The 4507-nt window shown below is 43.8% G+C and carries 7 protein-coding genes; 2 read left to right on the top strand and 5 right to left on the bottom strand.

Annotated features, from left to right (window positions below; translation table 11 throughout):
- Window positions 1-355 precede the first annotated feature (355 nt).
- Together RMO35_RS04210 and RMO35_RS04205 are read right to left on the bottom strand one after the other, a co-directional pair.
- On the bottom strand, window positions 356-622 hold the full coding sequence (locus RMO35_RS04210) for a hypothetical protein (RefSeq protein WP_309738767.1): 267 nt from the start codon (window positions 620-622) through the stop codon (window positions 356-358).
- 272 nt (window positions 623-894) lie between these two features.
- Complete coding sequence (locus tag RMO35_RS04205; RefSeq protein WP_309738766.1) at window positions 895-1557, bottom strand: AAA family ATPase; 663 nt, start codon at window positions 1555-1557, stop codon at window positions 895-897.
- An 85-nt stretch (window positions 1558-1642) separates the two neighbouring features.
- Between RMO35_RS04205 and RMO35_RS04200 the strand changes: the two genes are divergently transcribed.
- Both RMO35_RS04200 and RMO35_RS04195 read left to right on the top strand, forming a co-directional pair.
- Window positions 1643-1801, top strand: a complete 159-nt coding sequence (locus RMO35_RS04200; protein ID WP_309738765.1) for a hypothetical protein — start codon at window positions 1643-1645, stop codon at window positions 1799-1801.
- A gap of 113 nt (window positions 1802-1914) precedes the next feature.
- A complete protein-coding gene (locus tag RMO35_RS04195; protein WP_309738764.1) occupies window positions 1915-2187 on the top strand; it encodes a hypothetical protein in 273 nt (90 codons plus the stop codon).
- Window positions 2188-2335: 148 nt separating this feature from the next.
- Here the strand turns inward: RMO35_RS04195 and RMO35_RS04190 are convergent, their stop codons facing one another.
- The 3 genes from RMO35_RS04190 to RMO35_RS04180 all read right to left on the bottom strand — a co-directional run.
- Window positions 2336-3451 (bottom strand): PDDEXK nuclease domain-containing protein, encoded by a 1116-nt coding sequence (locus RMO35_RS04190; protein WP_309738762.1) that lies wholly within the window; start codon window positions 3449-3451, stop codon window positions 2336-2338.
- Window positions 3448-4212 (bottom strand): type IV toxin-antitoxin system AbiEi family antitoxin domain-containing protein, encoded by a 765-nt coding sequence (locus RMO35_RS04185; RefSeq protein WP_309738760.1) that lies wholly within the window; start codon window positions 4210-4212, stop codon window positions 3448-3450. Before RMO35_RS04185 ends, RMO35_RS04190 begins: the two co-directional genes overlap by 4 nt.
- A 1-nt stretch (window position 4213) precedes the next feature.
- Window positions 4214-4507 (bottom strand): hypothetical protein (locus RMO35_RS04180; RefSeq protein WP_309738759.1); only part of this gene is annotated, 294 nt, incomplete at its 5' end.

The raw sequence follows: 4507 nt of genomic DNA, 5'->3' as shown, positions 1-4507 counted from the left end.
AGTTACGACAAAATCATTTCATTGACTTTAGATCGAATTATATAACATTAAAGCAAATTTAGATCGTTTTTATAGAATTAATTTTTATCAATAACTGAATTGGTTTTGGCACAAGACGGGGGTATATATACCCCCGTCTTTTAAAATTAAAAAACTACGTTAGGCAATGTTTTCAACACATCTAAAAATAAGAGATGTTTTTTGGTCAAAAAACATCTCTTTATAAGCTAGCAAAAAAACATCAATTTTTAGAAGATTTTATGAGTGGTATTTTGTCTGCATAAAATATGCGAAAAATAATGACACAAATTTGACACCACAAAATTGCGTTTGAATTGTCGTTAAAATCCGTTGTTTATTTGAGCCTTCCTTCCCGTTCGAGTTTTTCTTGGGCGGCTTGCAATAGCCACGCTCTGCGGCTAGTTTTGGTCAGTCTTCTAGCGGCATCGATCGCCTGACATAGATCGGGGGCAATCACCATTTGAAATTTGAGATCCTTTTCAACGATCGGCGCAACTTCATCTGGTGGCGGAGGACTCCCAGCATTAATTACCCGATTGAGTAAATCTCCCTCGTCAGGTTTGACTGGTGCTTTTTGGCTGGCTGGCTTTTTAATGGTCATTTAGTATTTTTTAAATCCTTATTTGATACAATTTTAGTACTAAAACTGTATTTAAATGGTTTTGACTGACAATTACTCAACAGCCAGAATCCCTCAACTAGATCGCCTTATAATCTGGGGGACTCGCTCGATTAACAACTGCTCGAATGCCTATTGAAATTCGATACTGTGAAAAACCCGTTTGAGAATCACCACAAACTGACAGGAGCCGTAGTAGAGCAACTAGGCATGAGGATCGATCGGTGGATTCATAAGCTGCATTTAGTACTATTTTAATCCTTTTTAGAGATTAAATGAGTACTAAAACAGTATTGATATAGTTCTTCTAATTCCTTAACTGCTTTAGGGTCGCGAGGCTTACTTTCGATCGCGCTCAACCCTTGAGTGTGAGCATTTGGAAATGCCTTGCGATCGCCCACACGCGGAGCGATTAATTCGATCCCAGGCGTATCGGCAATCATTTGCATGGCATCTTGATTGTCAGTGCCCCCCGCATCCGCCCGATTTAAAAAAGCCCAAGCAACCAGATCGGGATTAACGGTACGGACTTCCTCCAATAATTCCGCCACCTTATCTAAAGTCCAGATATCGGGGCCGCGAGGAGGCAATGGCAGCAACACTAAATTAGCGATCGTCAGAGCTGCCCGTTGGGTAGTAGTATCCCGACCCCCGACATCAATCAGTACATCTTGGTAATGAGCGGATAATTTGAGAACTTCATCTCTAGCTGCTCGACCTCTGAGTTGGATACAGGTGAGGTTTGAATTCTGCTCCGAGAGATTTTCACTTCGGGTCGCCGCCCATAAAGTGGTTGTCTCTTGTTCGTCCCCATCGACGAGTAGAACGTTATATTCTGTGGCGCGACGAGCGGCTAAATTAGCCGCGATCGTACTTTTGCCCGCCCCGCCTTTGATGCCACCAATGACAATAATCATCGTACTTTTATAGTTTAGGGTAGGTTCTAATTCTATACTTTTTTAGTACTAAAATTATACAGATATTGCATAAAGGCACAATCTGATGACTCAGCCCAAAATTAATCTCACTCAACTCAAACAATACCTGAAGGATCGTTCTCAGGCGGAATTAATTGCCGACATTGCCGAACTGGTGAAGAGATTTCCGGCGGTGAAAGATTATTATCAACGTATTGCAATAGTCTATCGATATTTAATGTGATAGCTGTATGCCGATCGGATTTACCACTCATTCCACTTGGTTGAAGATGTTATAGTTTATCTATACTATAATACGATCGAGTATTTTGGAAAAGTAGATTAGGAGCAACCTTTATGTCAAATCACTCTGGCAGTTATATGTTGAATCAGGTAATTGAAATTCTCGATCGACATGAAATGTTTTCAGGAATAGAAACGACCACAGCTCAGACAGCGATTAAAGAAATTATCGAAATGGCAACAAATAAGTATGACTGTAACCAAGGGGAGATTTTAGAAGGGTACGCCCAGCAATTCAATCTCTGCTACTCCTGTCTAGCCGATGATGCCAATTTGGACGATGGACTATGTGCGACATGTCTGAGGGGCTGGGACGAAACCGATTGAATCATGTCTCAGAATCAATTCTGAATTGTTGGTGCGATCGCATGGGTCTAGCTCTTAACTGAGTACTGTTTTAATACTAAAAGAGTATTTAGATAGTTCTGTAGGCTGCTTCTTTTGGTGTAGTAGTGGAAGCGATCGGTTGTCATAATTAGTCTGATGATGCTCTTGAATCGAGGTTGAGTTGCAATTGTTCGAGTTCGCGGCGCAGTTCGGCTTCGGTGGGGAGGTGAAGTTGATAGCGACTAGCAAAGATTTTATCTTGCTGTTCGGCTCCTAGAGTGTATTTAACAACTGCATCATTTTTATCAGAACAGAGAATCAAACCGAGAGTGGGATTGTCACCCTCGGTACAGCGTTCGCGGTCGTAGTAATTTACATATAGTTGAATCTGTCCGAGGTCGCCGTGGGTGAGTTTACCAACTTTGAGATCGATGAGGATATAGCACTTGAGGATGGTGTGATAAAAAACCAGATCGATGTAAAAGTGGTCGCCATCTAGCGTAATTCGTTCTTGACGTTTGACGAAGGCGAATCCTTTACCCAGTTCTAATAAGAAGGTTTGAAGGTTTTCGATGAGGGCGGTTTCTAGATCTGACTCGACTAAACGCGGCGATTCTGGTAGTCCCAGGAATTCGATGACAAAGGGATCTTTGAACACATCGGCGGATGTTTGAATCATCTGTCCCTGAGTTGCCAGTTGCATCAATCCTTGTTTATCGGTACTTTTAGCCAGTCGTTCAAAGAGTAAGCTATTAATTTGACGCTCCAGCTCTCTGGATGACCAGTTGGTTTTGAGCGTTTCGATTTCGTAGAATGCCCGCGCATCAAGGTTCTCGACTCGCATCAGCGTTCGATAGTGCGTCCAAGAGAGGTTGGGATGGAGTCGTCCAGGTTGCCAGTTGGGGTTAGGCTTACTCAATCCTATTAGTTCGGATTGGCTACTCACTGCGTAGCCTATTTCTGCTTCAGTTAGCAGTTGGGGAAAGGCTAGATAAAATTGCCGAATGAATTTGAGATTGGAATAAGAGTAACCCTTACCAAAGTCTTGTTTGAGCTTTTGAGCTAAATTCTTGAGTAAGTTTTCGCCATAGTCAGCGCGGTGTTGTCCCTGCTGTTCCTCTTCGACAATCGCTCGTCCAATCAGCCAATTCGATAGGACTTGGGCGGTATTGACGGTGCGGACTATGCTAGTACGGGCAGATTCGAGGATATCGCGAATCCGATCGTAAAACACATCGGGTGGAGTTGGTTGGATTTCGCTCATAAGTTGACAGGGACAGTAATGTGATATTTGGGATCTAATCGCCCACCACTGACGATCGATCGATTGCCCACGCCCAGATCGATCGCCTCAACATCCAACCGCTCGAACCAAGAATGCTGGTGTTGCTCTGCTAAATATAAGAACAGCCGCCGTACCTTAATCGAGTTACAAGCAGCGAGTAAGGACTGTAGCAATCGCGGACGCAAAGTGACTAAGCCTTCCATTAACAACCAAGCTTCCTCAACCGATTGGCTATGAGGTACTAAATACAACATTTCTAAACTGGCACGTTCTGGAGTCGAAATTTTCACCTCTAAGTCTCTAAATCGCCACTCGGTTAAACCGATCGAGGGCGATCGCTCGAACAAATTGGTCGTTACATACTTAATCTGCCATGCCTGGGCTTGTTGTCGCAACCAATGAGGTAATTTCACCCCTGTCGCGCCAAATAACATCACCGATTGTCGTTCTAAGGGGAGAAAATGACCGTAACCAGCTAATTCTAGAGCTGTCTTTGCGCCTGGATGGATGTCTAGCCCCAATTGATGTTGTACCGCCCACAGTGCGCCGCTCCAATCGTAAGTATCGCCAACTTTGACGAAGGCACCTCTACCGAGCGAACGGAGCCAATTGCTTTGACAGTAGCCCGCGATCGCACTGGGCGAAAAGCCCTGGCTGGATAACCAAGTAGAAGTGTAGACTGCCCCCGATCGCCAATTGACGAGTAAATTATTTAGTTTTGTGCTTTTTAAAGTACCCATGCTATATAAAATAGCATGAAATTAAATTAAGCGAACAGGTCGATCGATAGTTGGCAGACAAATCGCCGTCCCGAAGCTTGCGCGTCGCTCTGCGGCGATCGTCGTTAGACGACGCGCAAGCTTCGGATCGTCCCAGTGCTTGATAAATTGCCATCCTTCCGACAAAATAGTAATAATGTTCTATCGGACGATCGGTAATCCACGCCATGAAAAGTAAACACATCCCGATGTCAGTCGAAGAGTTTAGATTGATGGAACATCCTTTCGGTTGGAAGGCTGAATATTTTTCAGGCGA

The sequence above is a fragment of the Chamaesiphon sp. OTE_20_metabat_361 genome (assembly GCF_031364565.1).
This window is presented reverse-complemented; position numbering and strand designations above follow the sequence as displayed.

Bases quoted from the DNA above. Each gene is read 5' to 3' on its own strand.
- RMO35_RS04205 (WP_309738766.1), bottom strand. From the start codon at position 1,557: ATGATTATTGTCATTGGTGGCATCAAAGGCGGGGCGGGCAAAAGTACG.
- RMO35_RS04210 (WP_309738767.1), bottom strand. From the start codon at position 622: ATGACCATTAAAAAGCCAGCCAGCCAAAAAGCACCAGTCAAACCTGAC.
- RMO35_RS04195 (WP_309738764.1), top strand. From the start codon at position 1,915: ATGTCAAATCACTCTGGCAGTTATATGTTGAATCAGGTAATTGAAATT.
- RMO35_RS04185 (WP_309738760.1), bottom strand. From the start codon at position 4,212: ATGGGTACTTTAAAAAGCACAAAACTAAATAATTTACTCGTCAATTGG.
- RMO35_RS04190 (WP_309738762.1), bottom strand. From the start codon at position 3,451: ATGAGCGAAATCCAACCAACTCCACCCGATGTGTTTTACGATCGGATT.
- RMO35_RS04200 (WP_309738765.1), top strand. From the start codon at position 1,643: ATGACTCAGCCCAAAATTAATCTCACTCAACTCAAACAATACCTGAAG.